This is a genomic window from Bradyrhizobium sp. USDA 4452 (assembly GCF_054063575.1).
In genome coordinates this window covers 369,772-391,445 of record NZ_JBSSGK010000001.1, presented here as the reverse complement: position 1 = coordinate 391,445, position 21,674 = coordinate 369,772, and the positions used below count along the sequence as shown (strand labels likewise).

Here is a 21,674-nt window from a genome sequence, read left to right as displayed (position 1 = left end):
GCTTGGTGACTCAAACATGCTGATGTGAGCGGGCTCGCAATTGCTCCAGGTGCGTCTCGCCATGTCCGGACAGGTGTCAGCTTCCCGCGGCCGAACGTTTCTGGCCGGAAAGATCGTCTTCAATTTCGGCCGGTCGGCCTTCGATTGCACGGTCCGGCAGCTCACCGATACGGGCGCGACCGTGGAACTCGAAAGTGTGGTCGGCATTCCCGACCTGGTCCAATTGCTGATCGTCGGCACCAATCAGGTGCGACCATGCAAGCGGTTGTGGCAGTCGGACCGCCAGCTCGGCCTGGCCTTCGAGGCGCAGCAGGCGACCGCTGCGGCTCCTGCGGCTGCCGTGTCTGCCGCTCCTGCGCCATCGGCCATGCCGGAGCGGCGCGCCGGCGATATCTTGCGCGGGCACATGCTGGCGCTGCGTGCGGCGCTCGATCAGATCCCGGTCGGCATCCTGCTCCTGGACGCAGAGCTGAAAGCTCTCTTCATCAACCGCGCGTTCCGGAACATGTGGCAGCTTCCGGACGCGGTGGCCGACCGCAACCCCAGCTTCACCGATCTGATGCATCAAGGCTGCAAGATCATGGCCTATGAGCTGCCGGCTGAGCAGCTTCAAGCCTACGTCGCCGAACGCGTCCGCCTCGTCGCCGTCGGCGACGCAAACCCGATCGATCTCAGGCGCAGCAACGGCGATGTGGTGCGGTGTCAGTGCACGCCGCTGCCCGACGGCGGCCGGATGGTGAGCTACACGCCGGTAACCGATATCGTGCGCGCATCGGACAAGTTGAAGGTGCTGACCGGCGCGCTCGAGAACGTGGAGGACGGCGTCGTCCTCCTCGACCGCGATCTCAATGCGGTCTTCCTTAACCGCCGAATGCGTGAATTCTGGGAGGTGAGCGAGGAGGAAGTGGCGCGGCATCCGGCCTACATGACGCTGCTCACGCGCAATCGCCGGGCAGTCCCGACGGGCTCGACCCCGGAGCAGATCAGAGCCTTTCCGGCAAAGCGGATCGCGGAGATCAAGGCGGGCGATCACAAGCGCGACGTGCAGACGCCTGATGGCCGCAACATCAGGATCCATTGCTCGACGATGGCGAACGGCGGCCGGATGCTGACCTTTGTCGACGTGACAGATCTTGTCGGTAACGCGCGTCAGCTCGAGGTGCTCGCGACCACCGATCCGCTCACCGGGCTGTTCAACCGCAGGCACTTCCTGACCACGCTGGATGCAGAGTGGAGCCGGTTCCAGCGCTACTATCGCTCCGTCTCCGTCCTGATGGTCGATATCGACTACTTCAAGAGCATCAATGACCGGTTCGGTCACGCGGCCGGCGACGAGGCCATCAAGGCCGTCGCCGAGATTTGCACGCGCGGCAAGCGCAAGTCCGATGTTGTCGGCCGCGTCGGAGGCGAGGAGTTCGCGGTTCTGCTGCCGGAAACGACGTTGTCGCGCGCCCGAACCGTCGCCGAGCGCATTCGCAGGAGGGCGGAAGGGTTGGCGTTGCGGGCCGACGATCGTCCGATGCGACTGACGGTGAGCATCGGCGTTGCCGAGGCCATCACAAGCATGCCCGGGATCGAGGCGCTGATGAAGGCCGCCGATGCGGCGCTCTACCAGGCCAAGGACCGCGGCCGGAATCGCGTTGAGTGCTGGGCGCCTCCGGCGCCGCCGAAGCTGGCGGCTGAGTAGATTGCAGGAAGGGTGGAGCTACTTGTCCGCGTAGCGAGGGCGCAAATCCACAAGTCAGGCGCGTTTCTTCGAGGGATGGCAACGTTAGGGTCATTTGGCGAGGCACCGGTCAGGTTCCCATAAGGACCGATAATACATGGTTGCCCGGGAGCCACGATTGTTGCGTCATCGCAACAGTTGCTCGGCATTTAACCCTAAACACAGCTGGTCCGTAGTCACGCCGCTTTTTGGCCACACCCTGACATGAAAGGATATTCACCTAGCTGAATAGCCAGCGCTCGCGACAACGGGACTTTTGGTCGGTTCCGGCGTTGTTGGAGGAAAGAGCGTCGGGAACAGGGTCGCGATGGACGCCAAGGCGGACGGCAAGACGAACATCAAGGGCAGGTTGCCGAGCCGTCACGTGACGGAAGGCCCCGAACGCGCGCCGCATCGTTCCTATCTCTATGCGATGGGGCTGACGACAGCCCAGATTCATCAACCGTTTGTCGGCGTTGCTTCATGTTGGAATGAAGCTGCTCCCTGCAACATTTCGCTGATGCGCCAGGCCCAGGCGGTGAAGAAGGGCGTGGCTTCGGCCGGCGGCACGCCGCGCGAGTTCTGCACCATCACCGTCACCGACGGCATCGCGATGGGCCATGACGGCATGCGCTCGTCGCTGCCGTCACGCGAATGCATCGCCGATTCGGTGGAACTCACCGTCCGTGGCCATTCCTATGATGCGCTGGTCGGGCTCGCCGGCTGCGACAAGTCGCTGCCGGGCATGATGATGGCGATGGTCCGCCTCAACGTGCCGTCGATCTTCATTTATGGCGGCTCCATCCTGCCGGGCAACTTCCGCGGGCAGCCGGTCACCGTACAGGACATGTTCGAGGCGGTCGGCAAGCACTCGGTCGGCGCCATGTCGGACGAGGATCTCGACGAGATCGAGCGGGTGGCGTGCCCGTCGGCCGGCGCCTGCGGCGCCCAGTTCACCGCCAACACCATGGCGACCGTCTCCGAGGCGATTGGCCTCGCGCTGCCGTATTCGGCCGGGGCCCCGGCGCCGTACGAGATCCGCGACTCCTTCTGCGCCGCCGCAGGCGAGAAAGTGATGGAGCTGATCGAGAAAAACATCCGGCCCCGCGACATTGTCACCCGGGAAGCCCTTGAAAATGCTGCGGCCGTGGTTGCAGCCTCAGGTGGTTCGACCAATGCTGCGCTGCACCTGCCGGCGATCGCCCATGAGTGCGGCATCAAGTTCAATCTGTTCGACGTTGCCGAAATCTTCAAAAAGACTCCTTACGTCGCGGATTTGAAGCCGGGCGGCCGTTATGTTGCCAAAGACATGTTTGAAGTTGGCGGCATTCCGCTGCTGATGAAAACGCTGCTCGACAATGGCCACCTGCACGGGAATTGCCTGACCGTCACTGGCCGAACGATCGCCGAAAACCTCAAAAGCGTGAAATGGAATCCGCACCAGGACGTGGTGCGGCCCGCCGACAATCCGATCACCGTGACAGGTGGCGTTGTCGGACTGAAGGGTAATCTCGCTCCGGAGGGTGCGATCGTGAAGGTCGCGGGAATGTCCAACTTGAAGTTCACCGGTCCGGCCCGGTGCTTCGACCGCGAGGAAGACGCCTTTGAGGCGGTGCAGAAGCGCACCTACAAGGAAGGCGAAGTGATTGTGATCCGCTACGAGGGGCCGAAGGGCGGTCCCGGCATGCGGGAGATGCTGGCGACCACGGCGGCGCTGACCGGGCAGGGGATGGGCGGCAAGATTGCCCTGATCACCGATGGCCGGTTTTCGGGCGCCACCCGTGGCTTCTGCATCGGCCATATTGGACCCGAAGCGGCCGTCGGCGGGCCGATCGGGCTATTGCAGGACGGCGACATCATCGAGATCGATGCGGTCGCCGGCACACTTGACGTAAAATTGAGCGACGCCGAGCTCGCAAATCGTAAGACCAAATGGGCCCCTCGGGCGACTAACCACACATCTGGTGCGCTGTGGAAGTACGCCGAGCAAGTGGGGCCGGCGGTGGATGGCGCAGTCACCCATCCGGGTGGCGCGCACGAGAAACAGTGTTATGCGGACGTTTAGGCGTACGATATTGGCGTTTGCGTTAGGGGCCATTCCGGTGGCGGGCCCCGGATTCGGATTCGACGGCGCCCCGGTCAGCCCCCAGGATACCGTTCTTCCGGTGGTCGCGCCGCAGCCCGGTACGGCCGGTGCGTTGAAGCGCGCCACGACGCCGGTTGCCCCCGCGGCGACCGTGCCGACCTCGTCCTTCAGCACGCTGCAGTACCAGGCCGAGGGCGGTCATCCCGTGGCGCAGTGGAAGCTCGGCAAGATGTACGCCGAGGGCGACGGCGTCATCCAGGACGACATGCGCGCCTTCGAGTATTTCAGCCGGATCGCCAATGCGCATGCCGAGGATTCGCCGTCGGCGCCGCAGGCCTCGATCGTGGCCAACGCGTTCGTGGCGCTCGGCCGCTATTATCTGAGCGGCATCCCCAATTCCAAGGTGAAGGCGGACACCGAGCGTGCGCGAGAGATGTTCTCCTATGCCGCGTCCTATTTCGGCAATGCCGACGCCCAGTACGACCTTGCCCGGCTGTACCTGAAGACGCCTGACGCCTCGCGGGACGATTTCCGCTATGGCGCACGCTGGCTCGGGCTCGCGGCCCAGAAGGGCCAGCATCAGGCGCAGGCGCTGCTTGGCCAGATGCTGTTCAACGGCGACCGGCTGCCGCCGCAGCGGGCCCGTGGCCTGATGTGGCTGACCCTGGCGCGCGACAGCGCAACGCCCGACGAAGCCTGGATCAAGGAAAGCTACAACCGGGCCATCGCCAAGGCGTCCGAGGACGACCGGGCGATGGCGCTGCAGATGCTCGAGCATTGGGTGCAGGGTCGTCGCGATTAGAGGCCGGGATTGATATTCCGGGCGGCCCCGATCGTTTGATCCGCAAGGCTCAGGGGGTCTCGAAATCGAGATCGGCCCAGACCGGGACATGGTCGGACGGCTTCTCCCAGGCGCGGACATAGCTGTCGATCCCGACATCGATCAGCCGGTCGCTTGCCTGCGCCGACATCAGGAGATGGTCGATGCGCAGGCCCCAGTTCTTCTGCCAGGCGCCGGCCTGGTAGTCCCAGAAGGTGTACTGGCCGGGCTCGTCATTGACCGCGCGCAGTGCATCGGTCAGGCCGAGGCCGAGCAGCGACTGGAAGGCCTCGCGGGTCTGAGGCCGGAACAGGGCATCGTCGGCCCACGCAGCCGGATTGTAGACGTCGCGGGCGGCCGGAATGACATTGAAGTCGCCGGCCAGGATCAGCGGCTCCTCGGCCTTGAGCCGTTCCCGCGCGTACTCAAGAAGCCGCGACATCCATTTGAGCTTGTAGGGGTATTTGTCGGTATTGGCGGGGTTGCCATTGGGCAGGTAAAGGCACGCCACCCGCACCACGCCCTGCTTCAGCGTGACGACGCCTTCGAGAAAGCGGGCATGGGCGTCCTCCTCGTCGCCGGCGAGGCCCGATTTGGTCTCGTCGAACGGCAGCTTGGAGAGCAGCGCGACGCCGTTGAAGGTCTTCTGGCCGTGGGTGACGACATTATACCCGAGCGCCTCGACCTCGAGCCGGGGAAACGCGTCATCGACGCATTTGATCTCCTGCAGGCAGACGATATCGGGGGAGCACTCCTTCAGCCAGGCGACCAGAAGTTCGATCCGTTGCCGGACCGAGTTGACGTTCCACGTAGCGATGCGAACTGCCATCGGACTTCCTTCATTGATGGGACACGCGACCGAGCCCCCGCTTAGACCAAGCGCTTCCGCATTTTGATGTGTGGGATGCCGGCTTCCTCGAATTCATCGCCGACCCGCTCGAACCCGGCGCGCGCGTAGAACGGTTCCGCGTGCGTCTGCGCGTTGAGGATCAGTTCGGGATAGCCGAGTTCGGCCGCCTTGGCCATCAGTGCGTCCAGCACGCGGGCGCCGATGCCGGTGCCGCGCGCTGGTTTGAGCACGGCCATGCGGCCGATATGACCATCGGGCAGCAGCCGGCCCGTCGCAACCGCCATGCCGTCATCGGCAAACGCCAGCGCATGCCAGCTCGACGCGTCCAAGTCGTCCCATTCCAGTTCTACCGGCACGCGCTGCTCCTCGACGAAGACGCTGTAGCGGATGGCACGGGAGCGTTGGCGGGCCTCTTCCCAGGTGCAGACAAGAACGGAGCTGGACATAAGGTCGCGATTCGGGGGAGCCGCAGGATTTTACTTAGGTGGCATACCACGGGCTGTCCGCCTGTGCTAACCCTCCCCAGAAACAAGGCGTAACAATTGCCGATGGGGGAGTTGCGAAGCGTCCCGGCCTCCAAGGGTAGCCGGCGGCGCACGTGCAAGACGTATGAAGAAACGCAATTTGGTTCTGACTGTCGCTGTTCTCGGCATTGCGGCCGGGGCGGCTTACGTGACCCGCGCTTCATGGATGGGAGGCAACCCCCCCACCGCGCAGGGGACGCCGAGGCCGCGGGTGGTCTCGGTGGATTTCGCCAAGGCCGAACGCAGATCGGTGCCGGTCGATGTCGACGCGATCGGACAGGTCACGCCGATCTCCAGCGTGGCGCTGAAGTCGCGGCTGGAGACCACCATCGTCTCGGTGCATTTCGAGGATGGCGCCAAGGTCAATGAGGGCGACCTGCTGTTCATGCTCGACGCGCGGCAGATCGACGCCCAGATCGAGCAGGCCGAGGGCGTGCTGGCCCGCGACCAGGCCCAGCTCGAGGGCGCCCAGCGCGACCTCCGCCGCTATACCGAGCTGGTCGGCAAGGGCGCCACCACCCAGGTCAATCTGGATAACGCAAAAACCCAGTCCGACGTCCTGATCGGCACCATCAAGGCCGACCAGTTCGCGCTGGAAAACCTCCGCGTCCAGAAGAGCTACACCGTGATCCGCGCACCGTTCGCGGGCCGGATCAGCGCCGCCAACGTCAAGGTCGGCAACTTCGTCCGTCCCGCCGACACCCAGCCGCTCGCGGTCATCAACCAGATGGCGCCGGTCTACGTCACCTTCGCCATTCCCCAGCGCGCGCTGGTCGATCTGCGCGACGCCATGGCGAAGGGCGATTCCCAGGTGATCGCGACCATTCCCGGCCACCAGCGCTCCGAGAGCGGCAAGGTCGCGATGGTCGAAAACACCGTCGATGCCACCACCGGCATGGTCACGGTGCGCGGCATCATGAACAATGCGAGCGAGACGCTCTGGCCCGGCACCATCGTGCAGACCAAGCTGATCATCCGCAGCGAGGAGGCCGTCGTGGTGCCGACGGTCGCGGTGCAGCGCAGCCAGAACGGCAATTTCGTTTTCGTCGTCCAGGACGGCACAGCCAAGGTCCGGCCGGTCAAGGTCGATCGCACCTTCCAGGGCTCGTCGGTGATCTCGGACGGATTGGCGGGCGATGAAAGCGTCGTCGTCGACGGCCAATTGCTGCTGTCGGAGGGATCGCGGGTCGAGCTGCGGGCAAAGGCCGGAGCCTGACCGATGACGCTGTCCGAGCTCTGCATCCGCCGTCCGGTGATGACGACGCTGATCACGGCGTCGATCATCGCATTCGGCGTGTTCGGCTTCCGTCTGCTGCCGGTCTCGGCGCTGCCCAAAGTGGATTTCCCGACCATCGCGGTCACCGCCACGCTGCCGGGCGCCAGCGCCGACACCATGGCCGCCTCGGTCGCCGGCATCATCGAGCGCCAACTCTCGACCATTGCCGGCATCTCCTCGATGAACTCGAACTCCTCGCAGGGCACGAGCGTCATCACCATCCAGTTCGACCTCAACCGCAACATCGACGCCGCCGCGCTCGACGTGCAGACCGCATTGACGATCGCGCAGCGCCGGCTGCCGATCGAGATGACAATTCCGCCGAGCTTCCGGAAGGTGAACCCGGCCGATTTCCCGGTCCTGTTCGTCTCGTTGGGCTCGGCGACGCTGCCGCTGTCGTCGGTCAACGAATATGGCGACATCACGATCGGACAGGCGCTGTCGCAGCTGCCGGGCGTCGCCCAGGTCTTGATTTACGGCGCGCAGAAATTCGCGATCCGGGTCCAGGCCGATCCGGAGGCTGCTGCCGCCCGCGGCGTCTCGATGGAGGACATCCGCGCGGCGGTGGCGCGCGCCAATTCCTCGACCCCGGTCGGCACGCTGAACGGCCCCAAGCAGGACGTCGCGCTGCAGGCCTCCGGCCAGATGGACAAGGCGGCAGATTATCGCCAGATCTATGTCGCCTGGCGCAACGGCTCGCCGGTCCGGCTCGACGAGATCGCCAAGGTCTATGACAGCGTCGAGAACGACAAGATCGCGACCTGGATGAACGACGAGCGGGCGATCGTGCTCGCGATCCAGAAGCAGCCCGACGCCAACACCGTGGCGGTGGTGGACGCCGTGCTGGCCAAGCTGCCGTCGCTGCGTGCCGCGATCCCGCCCTCGGTGACCATGCAGGTCATGATGGACCGTTCGGTCTCGATCCGGCAGGCGGTCAGCGACGTCGAGGAGACTCTGCTGATCGCGATCGCGCTGGTGATCCTCGTGATCTTCCTGTTCCTGCGCTCGGCGTCGGCGACCTTCATCCCGGCGCTGGCGGTGCCGATCTCGCTGTTCGGCACTTGCGCCGCGATGTACGCGCTGGATTACTCGATCAACAACATGACGCTGCTGGCGCTGACGCTCTCGGTCGGCTTCGTGGTCGACGACGCCATCGTCATGCTGGAGAACATCGTGCGCCATATCGAGCACGGCATGAAGCCGTTCGAGGCGGCGCTGAAGGGCGCCCGCGAGATCGGCTTTACTATCATCTCGATCACCTTCTCGCTGATCGCCGTGTTCATCCCGGTGCTCTTGATGGGCGGCATCGTCGGCCGTGTGTTCCGCGAATTCGCCGTCACGATCTCGGTCGCGATCATCGTCTCCGGCTTCGTGTCGCTGACCCTGACGCCGATGCTGTGCGCCCGCGTGCTGCGCGCGCATGACGCCACCAAGCGGCCGAATATCGTGCTGCGGGCGTTCGAGGCGATGTTCGAGGCCTGGCTGCGCGCCTATGAATGGGCGCTGGACTGGGTGCTGGCCAAGAAGGCCCTGATGCTGATCGTGACGCTGGCGACGCTTGGCGGCACCGTCTATCTCTACATGATCGTGCCGAAGGGCTTCTTCCCGCAGGAAGACACCGGCTTCCTGATCGGCGTAACGGAAGCGGCGACCGACACCTCTTTCGAGGCGATGAAGGTGCGCCAGCAGGCGCTGGTCGATGTGATGCGCACCGATCCGGCGATCGATTACATCAATTCGACCGTCGGCTCCGGCGGTCCCAATCCGACAACCAATTACGGCCGCCTGTTCATCGCGCTGAAGCCGCAGAAAACCCGCGACAATGCCGCCGTGGTGATCGGGCGGTTGCGCCAGAAGGCGCGCGAGATCCCGGGCATGCAGGCGTTCTTCCAGAGCGTCCAGAACCTCAACATCGGCGGCCGCATCTCCAAGAGCCAGTACCAGTATGTGATGCAGAGCGGCGATACCGAGGCTCTGTACCGGCTGGCGCCGGAGATGCGCGACAAGATCGAGAAGATCGCAGGGCTGCTCGACGTTACCACCGACCTCTACATCAAGAACCCGCAGATGACGGTCGACATCGACCGCGAGAAGGCGGCGGTCTACGGCGTCACCGTCGACCAGGTCCGCAACCAGCTCTACAACGCCTATGGCGCGCGGCAGGTCGGCACCATCTACATGCCGTCGAACGACTACCAGATCATCCTGGAGGTGCAGCCGCAGTTCCGCGTCGACCCGTCGGATCTGTCGAAACTTTACATGAAGACCGCGAACGGCCAGACCATTCCGCTCGATGCGGTGGCGAAGCTGGTGCCGACGGTCGGGCCGTTGCAGATCAACCATCAGGGCCAGCAGCCGGCGGTGACGATCTCGTTCAATCTGGCGCCTGGCATTTCGCTCGGCTACGCGGTCGACAAGATCACCGAGCTCGAGCAGAACGCGAATTTGCCGCCGACGATTGCGACCGGATTCTCCGGCACCGCGCAGGTGTTCCAGGATTCGCTGCGCGGGCAGGGTGTCCTGATCCTCGCCGCCGTGTTCGCGGCCTTCGTGATCCTCGGCATCCTCTATGAGAGCTTCATCCACCCGATCACCATCATCTCCGGCCTGCCGTCGGCCGGCATCGGCGCGATCCTGACGCTGATGCTGTTCGGGATGGAGCTGTCCGTGATCGCGATGATCGGCATCGTGATGCTGGTCGGCATCGTCAAGAAGAACGCGATCATGATGGTCGACTTTGCGCTGGAGCGCCGCCGCGTCGGCCTCAGCGCCGAGCACGCGATCCGCGAGGCGGCGCTGCTGCGCTTCCGCCCGATCATGATGACGACGTTCGCGGCGATCTTCGGCACGCTGCCGATCGCACTTGGCGCCGGCGCCGGCGCCGAACTGCGTCAGCCGCTCGGCGTCGCCGTGGTCGGCGGCCTCTGCGTGTCGCAGCTGCTGACGCTGTTCATCACGCCGGTGATCTACATCTATCTCGACCGCATCGACCGCCGGCTGCGCCGCAAGCTCGATCCGCAGGCCGATGGCGTCGTCGAGCGGCCGCAGGTGGTCGCGGCGGAATAGTCAGCCGTGCCGCGCGAGCCGCAAAACGATTCGCGAAGAAACCACCCAGGATGCGGAAGCGTTAGATCGAGAAGCTGGTGCCGCAGCCGCAGGAAGCAGTGGCGTTCGGGTTGACGACGCGGAACGAGGCGCCGATCAGGTCGTCGACGAAGTCGACTTCCGAGCCCGCGAGGAACGGCACCGAGGCGGGGTCGATCAGTACGACCGCGCTGTCGCGCTCGATCACGAGGTCGTCATCGGCCTGGGTGCGCTCGACGTCGAACTTGTACTGGAAACCGGAGCAGCCGCCGCCCTCGACGGAAATGCGCAGCTTGGCGCCGTCGCCTTCCTTGCTGAGGATCTGCCCGATCCGGCGGGCGGCCCGTTCGCTGACGGTGATGGCAGCAGTCATGTCGGTCTCCGAAACCTTATTTGAGCATGGTCTGATCGGATCATGCCCGGCGTCATGCCCAATTCATTTGGCCGGCCGCGTCAGGCATAGTTAAGTGCGTCGGACCATGGAATCAAATGGATAAGGACTAAAATACCGTGTCGGTCGGAATGGCTGCCCCCCGCGCGCCTTATGCCTGCGACCCCGACCGCAGCCGCGGCCGGCTTGTCGCGGAGCCGCCGAGCCGGACCCGCAGCCCGTTCCGGCGCGACTGCGACCGAGTGATCCATTCCACCGCGTTCCGTCGCCTCAAGCACAAGACCCAGGTCTTCGTCTTCCACGAGGGCGATCATTACCGCACCCGGTTGACCCACTCGCTGGAAGTCGCGCAAATCGCCCGCGCGCTGGCCCGCCAACTCGGGGTCGACGAGGATCTGACCGAGACGCTGGCGCTGGCGCACGACCTCGGCCATCCGCCGTTCGGGCATGCCGGGGAGCGGGCGCTCGACGACTGCCTCAAGGACGATGGCGGCTTCGACCACAATGCGCAGGCGCTGCGGGTCGTCACCTCGCTGGAGCATCGCTACCCCGAATTCGGCGGGCTGAACCTGACCTGGGAATCGCTCGAGGGCATCGTCAAGCACAATGGGCCGCTGACCCAACGCAACGGCGCACCTCGCGGTCGCTACCTCAATAGCGGCCTTCCGATCGGGATCGCCGACTACAACCGGACTTACGACCTCGAGCTTTGGAGCTATGCCTCGCTCGAGGCGCAGATCGCGGCCTTCGCCGACGACATCGCCTATGACGCGCACGATATCGACGACGGCCTGCGCGCCGGCCTGTTTGCGGTCGACGACCTCAAGGAGATGCCGCTGACATCGGAGATCATCACCGAGATCGACCGCCATTACCCCGGGCTCGACGAGGTCCGGCGCGGCGCCGAGCTGGTGCGTGAGCTGATCTCGCATTTCATCAGCGCTGTCTTCAACGAGGCGACCCGGCGCCTCGCGGCCGCCCAGCCGCAATCGGCTGAAGACGTGCGCCACCACAACGCGCCGCTGATCGCGTTTCCGCCCGAGGTGGCCGAGCAGGAGGCGGCGATCAAAGCGTTCCTGTTCCGGCGGATGTATCGACACCGGCGGGTCATGCTTGTGATGCGGGAGGCGGAGCAGGTGGTGCGCAATCTGTATGAGCGCTACCGGCAATCGCCGGGGGACCTGCCGGCGGAATGGATCGAGGGCAGCGTGCAGGAGACCGGCAGCGCGCGGAACAGGCGGATCGGCAATTTCATTGCCGGGATGACCGACCGTTTTGCCCTGATCGAGCACCAAAGGCTTTTTGACTCGACCCCGGATTTGCGTTAGCGCCCTGCCATGGCCGACACCACTGCACCATCACACCTTTTTGCCGACATGCTGGCGCGCGTGCACGCGATCTGTGCCGCTGTCGCAGCCGAGGACGACTGGCCCGCGGGCATCGATCTCACCCGCGTCGTGGTCGAGGCGCCGCGCGATGCCAGCCATGGCGACATGGCCACCAACGCCGCGATGGTGCTCGCCAAGGAGGCCAAGGCCAAGCCGCGCGAGCTCGCCGACAAGATCGCCGAGCGCCTGCGCGCCGACGCGCTGGTGGCATCCGTCGACGTCGCGGGACCCGGTTTCATCAACCTGACTTTGAAGCCGCAGGTCTGGGCCGACGCGCTGCGCGCCGTGCTGGCCGCCGGCTCGGCCTATGGGCAGAGCGACATCGGCAAGGCCGAGAAGGTCAATGTCGAATACGTCTCCGCCAATCCGACAGGGCCGATGCATGTCGGCCATTGCCGCGGCGCGGTGTTCGGCGATGCGCTGTGCAGCCTGCTGCAATTCGCGGGCTTCGACGTCTGCCGCGAATATTACATCAACGATGCCGGCGCCCAGGTCGACGTGCTCGCGCGCTCAGCGTTCCTGCGTTACCGCGAGGCGCTCGGGCAGGATATCGGCGCGATCCCGGAAGGGCTTTATCCCGGCGATTATCTCGTGCCGGTCGGCGCGGCGCTCGCCAAGGAGTACGGCGAGAAACTGCTCGATATGAACGAAGCCGCGTGGCTGCCGATCGTGCGCGACCAGGCGATCGCCATGATGATGGAGATGATCAAGGGCGATCTCGCCGCGCTCAACATCCATCACGACGTGTTCTTCTCCGAGCGTTCGCTGATCACGTCAGGCAACAACAAGGTCGCCGAGACGATCGATTTCCTGCGCGCCAAGGGCGATATCTACGAAGGCCGCCTGCCGCCGCCGAAGGGCAAGCCGGTCGAGGATTACGAAGACCGCGAGCAGTCGCTGTTCCGCGCCACCGCGTACGGCGACGACGTCGATCGTCCGCTGATCAAGTCGGACGGCTCGTACACCTATTTCGCATCCGACATCGCCAACCATCGCTACAAGTTCGAGCGCGGCTTCACCAACCTGATCGACGTGTTCGGCGCCGATCACGGCGGTTACATCAAGCGGATGCAAGCGGCAGTGAAGGCGGTGACCGCCGGCAAGGCGACACTCGACGTCAAGATTGTGCAGCTCGTGAAGCTGCTGCGTGACGGCGAGCCGGTGAAGATGTCGAAACGCTCCGGCGATTTCGTCACGCTGCGCGAAGTGGTCGACGAGGTTGGCTCGGACGCGGTGCGGTTCATGATGCTGTTCCGCAAGAACGACGCGGTGCTCGATTTCGACCTCGCCAAGGTGATCGAACAGTCGAAGGACAACGCGGTCTTCTACGTCCAGTACGGCCACGCCCGTGGCCATTCGATATTCCGCAACGCGCGGGAGGAGGCGGTTCCCGATCTGCCCGAGACCGACGAGGCCCGGCTGGCCTATCTGCGGAGCGCTGCGGTGGAACGGTTGACCGACCCGGCCGAGCTCGACCTGCTCAGGCGGCTTGCGCTTTATCCCCGGATGATCGAGGCTGCCGCGGTGGCACATGAACCGCACCGAATCGCTTTTTATCTATATGATTTGGCCAGTGAATTTCACGCGCTGTGGACCAAGGGGCGCGATTTGCCCTATTTACGCTTCATTATCAATAATGATGCAGAGATCACGAGGGCGCGACTGGCAATGGTTCAGGGCGTCGTCTCGGTTCTGGCATCGGGCTTAGCTGTTCTAGGCGTCCACGCTCCAACCGAGATGCGGTAGGCAGGGGCATTAGGCCTTCACGAGTGGGGATTTGTGAGGGCATCTGGCAGGGGCCAACTCGTTCGGACCGGCTGTGCCGGCGATCTTGGCGCTGTCCCGAAGGGGATGCATCATCACGATGGCTGATCGATATCAGGACCGACTTTTTTCCACCGACACGGCCCACAAGGCCGAGAGCGATCCGCTCGCCGAACTGGCCCGGTTGATCGGCCAGACGGATCCGTTCGGCTCCGCGAACAAGCCGCCGCCGCGTCCGCTGTCGCGCGCCAACGCGCGGCCGCAACAATATGAGCCGCAAGCGGATGAGGACGACACACCGCCCGCGGGTCCGCCGCCGTGGATGCAGCGCGCACGGCAGGAGACTGTCGTTCCGCCGCCCGTGCAGCGCACCGAGTACGAAGAACCCGAACCGGACTACCAGCCGAAGCCGGTGCATCCGTTGCATCGGTATGCGGCCCAGCAGGCGCAACCGCTTGCGCCCGAGCCGGTCGCAACCTATCGGCCGGTCGAGCCCCCTCGACAACCCGAGGCCTTTGACGACGAGCCGCCCTACCAGAGCGGCGACCAGGGCCATGATCCGTCGCGCTACGACGATGCGCTCTACGGCCAGCTGGAAGCCGGCGAACAGGATCTGCAGCGCGATCCATCCTATCCGGATGATCCCTATGCCTACGAGGCCGACGAGGAAGAACCCGAACCGCGCCGCCGGAGTAGCGGCCTGATGACGGTCGCCGCCGTCCTGGCGCTTGGCGTGTTCGGCGTCGGTGGCGCGTATGCCTACCGCACCTATGTCGGCTCGCCCCGCACGGGTGAGCCGCCGATCATCAAGGCCGACAACACGCCGACCAAGGTGATCCCGGCCCAGGCCGATGCGCCCGCGAAGGCGCCGGACCGCATGGCGACCGGCGACGGCACCGAGAAGATCGTGTCGCGGGAAGAGACGCCGCTCGACGTAAATTCGAAGACTGCCGGACCGCGCGTCGTGTTTCCTGCACTGAATGCCAATGCGAATCCGCCGCCGGCCGCCAGCGTGCAGACCGCGCAGCCCGCGCCGGCGCCGATCACCGCGAACGGAACCCTGCCGAACAACGAGCCGCGCAAGATCCGCACGCTCGCGGTCAAGGGCGATTCGCCCGATGGCGCGCAGGCCGCGGCCGCCGTGCCGGCGAGGCCCGCTGTCGCTGGGAAGCCTCCGGTGTCGCATGGCAACCCTTCGGCGGCCAACGCCAGCGTGAACGCGCCAATGTCGCTGGTTCCCGGTCAGGCTGACGCGGCTCCCGCTGCGCCCCCGACCCGGGTGGCGTCGACCTCGACCGCCTCGGTTGGTGGCGGTGGGTATCTGGTCCAGGTGTCGTCGCAGAAGAACGAGGCGGACGCGCAGGCGTCCTATCGGACCCTGCAAGGCAAGTATCGCAGCGTACTCGGATCGCAGCCTTTGGTGGTGAAACGCGTCGATCTCGGTGAGAAAGGCGTCTACTACCGCGCCTTTGCCGGCCCATTCGCGTCGTCGGAAGAGGCGAACCAGCTGTGCCGGAGCCTGATGTCGGCCGGTGGGCCGCAGTGCCTCATCCAAAGAAATTAAGGGCCGTTTCCTTGACCCGTGAGCTGCATACGGCCTAATCGGCCGGATGGCGAACCGCGCATTCATCACGGGCGTATCCGGGCTGATCCTCAACGACGCTGAACGCGAATTCATTCGCGCCGAGCGGCCATGGGGCTTCATCCTGTTCAAGCGCAACATCGAGAGTCCTGCTCAAGTGGCGGCTCTTGTTGGGGAACTCAGGTCGGCGGCCGATACGGCCGATGCGCCGGTCCTGATCGACCAGGAAGGCGGGCGGGTGCAGCGGCTCGGCCCGCCGCATTGGCCGCTCTATCCGCCCGGCGCGAGCTTCAGCGCGCTCTATGACATCGCCCCGAAGCTCGGCCTGACCGCAGCCCGCCTCACCTCACGGCTGATTGCGGCCGACCTGATCGATCTTGGTATCACCGTCGATTGCCTGCCCCTGGCCGACGTTCCGGTGGCCGGCGCAGATGCGGTGATCGGCAACCGAGCCTATGGAACCAAGCCGGAGCAGGTCGCGACGATCGCGCGTGCGGTCACGGACGGGTTGGAACAGGGCGGGGTGCTGCCGGTTCTCAAGCATATTCCAGGCCATGGCCGCGCCACGGCGGACAGCCATTTCCGGCTTCCAACGGTGGATACCGCCAAAATCGAGCTGGAACGGACCGATTTTGCCGCCTTTCGGCCCCTGGCGGACTTGCCGATGGCGATGACTGCACATGTTGTGTTTAGCGCGCTCGACCCCGTCCATCCGGCGACGACTTCTGCGACAATCATTGATCAGGTGATTCGCGAGTGGATCGGGTTCCAGGGTTTGTTGATGAGTGATGACGTGTCGATGAATGCGCTGGCCGGATCGATTGCCGAGCGGACCCGCGCCATCGTCAGCGCCGGTTGCGACATGGTTCTGCACTGCAACGGCAACATCGACGAAATGCGCGAGGTCGCACGAGAGACGCCGGAATTGGCCGGCAAGGCGCTTGAGCGGGCCGAGGCAACGCTCGCCGCGCGGAAGCCACCTCAGCCGCTCGACCGGCAGGCGGCACGGGCTGAACTGGATGCGTTGTTGGATCGGGTAGGGACGGCATGACCGCTGAAATTCTATCGTTCGAGACCGGGCGGCCGGCTGACCTCGCCGACGACGAGCCGGCGCTGGTGGTCGACGTCGAGGGCTATGAGGGCCCGCTCGACCTGCTGCTGACGCTGGCGCGGCAGCAGAAAGTCGACCTGTCGAAGATCTCGATCCTGGCGCTCGCCGACCAATATCTGTCGTTCATCGAGGCCGCACGCAAAATCCGTCTCGAGCTGGCCGCCGACTATCTGGTGATGGCGGCCTGGCTTGCGTTCCTGAAGTCGCGGCTGTTGCTGCCCGAGCCGCCGACCGCGGAGGGGCCGAGTGCCGAGGAAATGGCCACCGCGCTTGCCAACCGGCTGCGACGCCTGGAGGCGATCCGCGAGGCGGCGAACCGGCTGATGAACCGACCGCAGTTCCAGCGCGATATCTTTCCGCGCGGCAATCCGGAATCGATCGCCGAGATCAAGCATCCGAAGTTCACCGCGACGCTGTACGACCTGCTGTCGGCCTATGCCACGCAGCGCGCGTCGCGCGTGCTGACCTCGGTGCATCTGGCCAAGCGGACGGTGTGGTCGCTGGCGGAAGCGCGCGCCTCGCTGGAGCGCTTGGTCGGCCTTGCGGAGGAATGGAGCTGCCTCGACGAGTACCTGATGAAGTACGTCGCCGATCCCAAGCAGAAGGCGACGGTGTTCGCCTCGAGCTTCGCTGCCGCCCTCGAGCTGGTTCGCGAAGGCGAGATGGAGATCAACCAGAAGCAGGCGTTCGCGCCGATCTATTTCCGAAAGCGTCAGGCGCAGGCTGCAATGGCGGCGCCGGACCTGTCGGTTGAGTAAGTGGAAGAAGGAGAGCAAGCCCATGGCAAGCTTGGCGGAAGTGCGCAGAGACGAGCCCGAGGAGGAGGTTTCTCCTATGGATCATCCGGTAGCGCGTCCTGAGGAATTGCGGCTCCTGGAAGCCCTGTTGTTCGCATCGGCCGAGCCGATCGATCAGGCAACGCTCGCGAAGCGGATGCCCGATGGCGTCGATATCAAGGCGGCACTCGCACAATTGCAGGCGGAATATGCGCCGCGCGGCGTCAACCTGGTTCGGGTCGCCAACAAGTGGACGTTCCGTACCGCTGGCGATCTGTCGTGGCTGATGACGCGCGAGAGCACCGAGACGCGGAAGCTGTCGCGTGCGGCGATCGAGGTGCTGGCGATCGTCGCCTATCACCAGCCGGTGACCCGTGCCGAGATCGAAGAAATCCGCGGCGTGGTTACCTCGAAGGGAACGATCGACGTGCTGCTGGAGACCGGCTGGATCCGCCCGCGCGGCCGCCGCAAGACGCCGGGCCGTCCGCTCACCTTCGGAACCACTGACGCCTTCCTGTCGCAGTTCAGCCTGGAAGCGCTCGGCGACCTGCCGGGGCTGGAGGAACTGAAGGGCACCGGTCTGCTCGACTCCCGCCTGCCGACCGGCTTTTCCGTTCCCTCGCCATCGGATGATGCGACGCTGCGCGAAGACGAGGAGCCGCTCGAGCCTGGCGACACGCTGGAACTGCTGCTCGCGCCGGCGGTCGAGTCGGAAACCGAGGAACCGAAGCCCGAGAGCGAAGCGACCGAGGTTGAGACTGCCGAGGTCGAAATGACCGTCGAAGCGGGAGCCGAATCCGAGGCGGACGCTGCCGCCGAGGAGGATGCAGTCGAACCTGACGCGGCCGAACCTGACGCTGGTGAGCCGGAAGAACGCATCGACCACGCGGACGATGACGACGGCACCGAGGAGAAGGGCGAATAGCCCGGAATATTCCCGGTTGAGCCTAGCAATATTACGTAGCCGCGACAGCGATTTGCCGCGGCTGAGGTCCTTGTTTTTGACACCCCGCGGGCCTAACTTCCGGCCATGTTCAGGCCGGTCCCCCGGCCATTTCTGGAGGGTTGCAGGATGGGTTCGCTTAGCATTTGGCACTGGATCGTCGTGATCGCAGTGGTCCTGCTGCTGTTCGGACGCGGCAAGATTTCGGACCTGATGGGTGACGTCGCCCAAGGCATCAAGGCCTTCAAGAAGGGCATGCAGGACGACGACAAGGTTGCGGACAAGCCGGAGTCCACCAAGGCGATCGACCACAATGCGGCGCCGTCGGCCGCGCGCCAGGACGTCGGCAGCAAGGCCGTCTAACGCGCTTGTACTGACGCATATTTCGACGTTTTTCCTGGCGCGAAACGGTGACGCCGTCGCACAGACGCGCTATGGACGCCGATTGAGAAAAGGCGCCGGCAGCCCCAGATCCTGCTAGGGATCGATGGGGCCGATAGCGGCGCGCTTAGGCGGAAGCATTCATGTTCGACATCGGGTGGAGTGAACTGGTCGTCATCGCGGTCGTCGCGCTGATCGCCATCGGCCCGAAAGAACTTCCGGGCGTGCTGCGCATGGTCGGGCAATGGATGGGCAAGGCCCGCAGGATGGCCGCCGAATTCCAGGGCCAGTTCCAGGAGGCCATGCGCGAGGCCGAGATGGCCGACCTCAAGAAGAGTTTTGACGAAGTCAGGGAAGCCGCAACCGGCATCACCAGCGGCGGCATCATGACCTCGCTGGAGAAGGACGTCAGCGACGCTCTGCAGATCGACAAGCCGGTCGATGCGCAGGTTGCCTCCGCGATCGACGCACCGGTCACACCCACGATACCCGCAGCTCCGACGCCGGAAACCTTCGTCGAGGCCGAGGCGCACGCCGCCACCACGAGCGAGCCGCTCGCGATCACCAGCGAAGTGAAGCCCGAGTCGGCGCCTGCGCAGGGCGCGACGCCGGCGCAGCCCGACGTGCTCAAGGACGCGAGGGCGTCATGAGCGCCGAAGATATCGAGGCCAGCAAGGCCCCCTTGATGGATCATCTGATCGAGCTGCGTTCGCGGCTGATCAAGGCGCTGCTCGGCTTCGGCGTGGCCTTCATCATCTGCTTCTTCTTCGCCAAGCAGATCTTCAACGTCCTGGTCTGGCCCTTCATCTGGGTGGCGGGGCCGGAAAATTCCAAATTCATCTATACCGCGCTGCTCGAATATTTCCTGACACAGCTCAAGCTCGCGTTGTTCGGCGCCGGCTTCATCTCGTTTCCGATCGTCGCGACGCAGATCTACAAATTCGTGGCGCCCGGGCTCTACAAGCATGAGCGCAACGCGTTCCTGCCTTATCTGATCGCGACGCCGGTGTTCTTCGTGCTCGGCGCGATGATGGTCTATTTCGTGGTCTTCCCGATGCTGACCCGCTTTTCGCTCGGCATGCAGCAGGCGGCGGGCACGGAGACGGCGCAGATCCAGCTGCTGCCCAAGGTCGGCGAGTATCTCTCGCTGATGATGTCGCTGATCTTCGCCTTCGGCATCGCATTCCAGCTGCCGGTGATCCTGACGCTGCTCGGCCGGATCGGCATCGTCACCTCGAAGATGCTGAAGGAGAAGCGGCGCTACTTCATCGTGATCGCCTTCATCATCGCCGCCGTGCTGACGCCGCCCGATGTGCTGAGCCAGGCCTCGCTCGCGATCCCGCTGCTCCTGCTCTATGAGGGGGCCATCATCGCGGTCCGGATCGTGGAGAAGAAGGCCGCCCCTTCGAACGCCTCGTCCGGAGCGCCGTCGGCGACCAATCCGGCCGAATAGGGCATTTTTCCACGCACGCGGTGTCATACCCCGCGAAAGCGGGGTATCCAGTACGTCGCGACCTCTCAGCGGCACGCCGACGTCGCTGGAATACTGGATCGCCCGCCTTCGCGGGCGATGACAGTTGTGCTAGTTCAAGCACGCCGCAACACGTTGACACACAACGTTATCTGCCTGAGCGACGTTAGGACCCCGACTGCCATGCACGACATCAAAGCGATCCGCGACAACCCGACTGCCTTCGACGCCGGCCTGAAACGCCGCGGACTCGAGGCGCTGTCGCCGTCGCTGCTTTCGATCGACGAGAAGCGGCGTGCGGCGATCCTGGCGTCGGAGCAGGCCCAGGCGCGGCGCAACGCTGCCTCAAAGGAAATCGGAGAGGCCAAGAAGGCCAAGGACGAGGTGCGCGCGGCGAAGCTGATGGCCGAAGTCGCCGAGCTGAAGACCACGATGCCAGAGCTCGAGGCTGCCGCGAAATCGTTCGACGACGAGCTGACTAGGGAGCTGTCGTCAATTCCGAACTTGCCGCTCGACGAGGTGCCCGACGGCACCGACGAGCACGGCAATGTGCAGCACCATGTGTTCGGCAAGGCGCGCGATTACGGCTTTGCGCCGAAGCTGCATGACGATCTCGGCACCGCGCTCGGCTATATGGATTTCGAGGCGGCGGCGAAACTGTCCGGCGCGCGCTTCGTCGTGCTCAAGAAGGGGCTGGCGCGGCTCGAGCGTGCGATCGGGCAGTTCATGCTCGATTTGCACACCGGTGAGCATGGCTACACCGAGATCAATCCGCCGCTGCTGGTGCGCGACGCCGTGATGTTCGGTACCGGCCAGCTGCCGAAATTCGAGGACGACCAGTTCTGGGCGATCAAGGGCGAATTGCTCTCGACACCGAATGCCGATCTGCGCAGCGAGCGCCTCGGCCTGATCCCGACCGCGGAAGTCTCGCTGACCAACCTCGCGCGCGAATCCATCCTCGACGAGAAGGAGCTGCCGATGCGGCTCACCGCGCTGACGCCGTGCTTCCGCGCCGAAGCTGGAGCTGCGGGTCGCGATACGCGCGGCATGATCCGGCAGCACCAGTTCACGAAGGTCGAGTTGGTGTCGATCACGACGCCCGAAGCCAGCAAGGACGAGCTCGAACGCATGCTGTCCTGCGCCGAGCAGGTGCTGCAGAAGCTCGACCTGCATTATCGCGTGATGACGCTGTGCGCTGGCGACATGGGCTTCTCCGCGCAGAAGACCTACGACATCGAGGTGTGGATGCCTGGGCAGGGCGACGGCGGCGCCTATCGCGAGATTTCGAGCTGCTCGGTGTGCGGTGATTTCCAGGCCCGCCGCATGGACGCGCGCTATCGCGGCCCCGACGGTAAGCCGCGCTTCGTGCATACGCTGAATGGCTCCGGCACGGCGGTGGGGCGCGCCTTGATCGCCGTGATGGAGACCTACCAGCAGCAGGACGGCTCGATCGCGGTGCCCGATGTGCTGCAGCCCTATATGGGCGGGCTCAAAGTCATCGAGCACGGCATGTGAGGCGAGG

The 21,674-nt window shown here is 64.8% G+C and carries 17 protein-coding genes and 1 pseudogene; 15 read left to right on the top strand and 3 right to left on the bottom strand.

The genetic code is table 11. The annotated features are described in order from the left end of the window. Positions 1 to 61: 61 nt before the first annotated feature. From ACVISU_RS02020 to ACVISU_RS02010, 3 genes are all read left to right on the top strand, one after another. Complete coding sequence (locus ACVISU_RS02020; RefSeq protein WP_456705822.1) at positions 62 to 1,687, top strand: diguanylate cyclase; 1,626 nt, start codon at positions 62 to 64, stop codon at positions 1,685 to 1,687. A 346-nt stretch (positions 1,688 to 2,033) separates the two neighbouring features. Further along, positions 2,034 to 3,770: a dihydroxy-acid dehydratase gene (ilvD, locus tag ACVISU_RS02015; protein ID WP_456705821.1), complete on the top strand. Its 1,737-nt coding sequence runs from the start codon at positions 2,034 to 2,036 to the stop codon at positions 3,768 to 3,770. After that, positions 3,757 to 4,593: a tetratricopeptide repeat protein gene (locus ACVISU_RS02010; RefSeq protein ID WP_456705820.1), complete on the top strand. Its 837-nt coding sequence runs from the start codon at positions 3,757 to 3,759 to the stop codon at positions 4,591 to 4,593. The genes ilvD and ACVISU_RS02010 overlap by 14 nt, the downstream gene beginning before the upstream one ends. A 49-nt stretch (positions 4,594 to 4,642) precedes the next feature. Here the strand turns inward: ACVISU_RS02010 and xth are convergent, their stop codons facing one another. Further along, positions 4,643 to 5,440, bottom strand: coding sequence for an exodeoxyribonuclease III (gene xth, locus ACVISU_RS02005; protein WP_456705819.1), 798 nt, complete (start codon positions 5,438 to 5,440; stop codon positions 4,643 to 4,645). 41 nt (positions 5,441 to 5,481) lie between these two features. Next, on the bottom strand, positions 5,482 to 5,907 hold the full coding sequence (locus tag ACVISU_RS02000; protein WP_456705818.1) for a GNAT family N-acetyltransferase: 426 nt from the start codon (positions 5,905 to 5,907) through the stop codon (positions 5,482 to 5,484). Positions 5,908 to 6,070: 163 nt separating this feature from the next. Here ACVISU_RS02000 and ACVISU_RS01995 point away from each other — a divergent pair, with 163 nt between their 5' ends. Both ACVISU_RS01995 and ACVISU_RS01990 read left to right on the top strand, forming a co-directional pair. Continuing rightward, positions 6,071 to 7,201, top strand: coding sequence for an efflux RND transporter periplasmic adaptor subunit (locus tag ACVISU_RS01995; RefSeq protein WP_456705817.1), 1,131 nt, complete (start codon positions 6,071 to 6,073; stop codon positions 7,199 to 7,201). A gap of 3 nt (positions 7,202 to 7,204) precedes the next feature. After that, positions 7,205 to 10,327 (top strand): efflux RND transporter permease subunit, encoded by a 3,123-nt coding sequence (locus ACVISU_RS01990; RefSeq protein ID WP_456705816.1) that lies wholly within the window; start codon positions 7,205 to 7,207, stop codon positions 10,325 to 10,327. A gap of 61 nt (positions 10,328 to 10,388) precedes the next feature. Here ACVISU_RS01990 and erpA read toward each other — a convergent pair whose 3' ends face one another. Next, entirely contained in the window at positions 10,389 to 10,718 is a 330-nt protein-coding gene (erpA, locus tag ACVISU_RS01985; protein ID WP_021081206.1) for an iron-sulfur cluster insertion protein ErpA, read from the bottom strand. A 137-nt stretch (positions 10,719 to 10,855) separates the two neighbouring features. Here erpA and ACVISU_RS01980 point away from each other — a divergent pair, with 137 nt between their 5' ends. The 10 genes and pseudogenes from ACVISU_RS01980 to serS all read left to right on the top strand — a co-directional run bounded on the left by ACVISU_RS01980 (position 10,856) and on the right by serS (position 21,667). Further along, positions 10,856 to 12,064 carry a deoxyguanosinetriphosphate triphosphohydrolase gene (locus tag ACVISU_RS01980; protein ID WP_456705815.1) on the top strand — a complete coding sequence of 403 codons (1,209 nt, stop codon included), beginning with the start codon at positions 10,856 to 10,858 and terminating at the stop codon, positions 12,062 to 12,064. Between the two features lie 9 nt (positions 12,065 to 12,073). Beyond that, entirely contained in the window at positions 12,074 to 13,870 is a 1,797-nt protein-coding gene (gene argS / locus ACVISU_RS01975; protein WP_456705814.1) for an arginine--tRNA ligase, read from the top strand. Positions 13,871 to 13,988: 118 nt separating this feature from the next. Then, positions 13,989 to 15,452, top strand: a complete 1,464-nt coding sequence (locus tag ACVISU_RS01970; protein WP_456705813.1) for an SPOR domain-containing protein — start codon at positions 13,989 to 13,991, stop codon at positions 15,450 to 15,452. A 46-nt stretch (positions 15,453 to 15,498) separates the two neighbouring features. Next, positions 15,499 to 16,521, top strand: a complete 1,023-nt coding sequence (nagZ, locus tag ACVISU_RS01965) for a beta-N-acetylhexosaminidase (RefSeq protein ID WP_456705812.1) — start codon at positions 15,499 to 15,501, stop codon at positions 16,519 to 16,521. Further along, positions 16,518 to 17,339 (top strand): segregation and condensation protein A, encoded by an 822-nt coding sequence (locus ACVISU_RS01960; RefSeq protein WP_456705811.1) that lies wholly within the window; start codon positions 16,518 to 16,520, stop codon positions 17,337 to 17,339. Before nagZ ends, ACVISU_RS01960 begins: the two co-directional genes overlap by 4 nt. A gap of 22 nt (positions 17,340 to 17,361) precedes the next feature. Next, positions 17,362 to 18,258: pseudogene (gene scpB, locus ACVISU_RS01955) on the top strand (SMC-Scp complex subunit ScpB); the annotation flags it as partial. 171 nt (positions 18,259 to 18,429) lie between these two features. Continuing rightward, positions 18,430 to 18,663: a twin-arginine translocase TatA/TatE family subunit gene (locus ACVISU_RS01950; RefSeq protein ID WP_050400528.1), complete on the top strand. Its 234-nt coding sequence runs from the start codon at positions 18,430 to 18,432 to the stop codon at positions 18,661 to 18,663. Between the two features lie 161 nt (positions 18,664 to 18,824). After that, positions 18,825 to 19,331, top strand: coding sequence for a Sec-independent protein translocase protein TatB (gene tatB / locus ACVISU_RS01945; protein ID WP_456705810.1), 507 nt, complete (start codon positions 18,825 to 18,827; stop codon positions 19,329 to 19,331). Continuing rightward, positions 19,328 to 20,134, top strand: coding sequence for a twin-arginine translocase subunit TatC (gene tatC, locus ACVISU_RS01940; protein ID WP_050400526.1), 807 nt, complete (start codon positions 19,328 to 19,330; stop codon positions 20,132 to 20,134). The genes tatB and tatC overlap by 4 nt, the downstream gene beginning before the upstream one ends. A 201-nt stretch (positions 20,135 to 20,335) precedes the next feature. Then, positions 20,336 to 21,667, top strand: a complete 1,332-nt coding sequence (gene serS, locus ACVISU_RS01935) for a serine--tRNA ligase (RefSeq protein WP_456705809.1) — start codon at positions 20,336 to 20,338, stop codon at positions 21,665 to 21,667. The last annotated feature ends 7 nt before the right edge of the window (positions 21,668 to 21,674 follow it).